The sequence below is a fragment of the Helicobacter sp. 11S03491-1 genome, from assembly GCF_002272835.1.
Classification (GTDB): domain Bacteria; phylum Campylobacterota; class Campylobacteria; order Campylobacterales; family Helicobacteraceae; genus Helicobacter_J.
In genome coordinates this window covers 1-644 of the sequence record NZ_MLAO01000029.1, presented here as the reverse complement: position 1 = coordinate 644, position 644 = coordinate 1, and the positions used below count along the sequence as shown (strand labels likewise).

The following is a 644-nucleotide window of genomic DNA, read 5'->3' as shown; positions in this document are numbered from 1 at the left end:
TTAGAACCAATAAACCCTCCTAATTGAGTAGGGGTGATGCTTTGGATAGAATTATTGAGTATCAATCCCTTTGTATTGACATTAAAATCAAGATAATAGTTATTGGAAATACCTTTTGGGTTAGGGGCAGTGATTTGAACAATCTCTATACCATTAGGAGATTTATCTGTATCGGGGGTATAAGGTGATAAGGAAGTATCCGCAATAAGGGGCAAGTCTTTGGGAATCAAAGGAGCTTGATTTTCTTCAAGGATACTCTCTTGAGAAATAGGGATTTTATTGATAGGGGGAGGATGTGTTTTGTCCAAAGGATTCTTTTGCGCATCAGAAGCCAAGAGAACACAGGGGATGAGAAAAAGCCGAAGAAAAATAAAAAATAAGAGGATAAAAATCAAATAGTAACGATATGTTTTAAAAAAACATAAAATATTTTTACTCAATTTTTTCCTTGATAGATTATATCTATACTTATTTTTATATTTTCATAAACTTTAATAATTTTTTAGATTATAGAATAATATATCTTAAACTAATTTTAAATAATAGGGTGTATAATTTAAAGATAAAAATCTATTTTTTATTTTAAATAAGAAAATCCATACAATCATTCATAGATATATTCCTATAATAATTATCATTATTTA

Annotated in this window: 1 protein-coding gene; it reads right to left on the bottom strand. The window is 28.0% G+C overall.

The genetic code is table 11. From position 1 onward, the window contains the following. Positions 1-440: filamentous hemagglutinin N-terminal domain-containing protein (locus BKH45_RS08685; protein WP_143428416.1), on the bottom strand; the 440-nt coding region annotated here is incomplete at its 3' end. Positions 441-644: the final 204 nt, after the last annotated feature.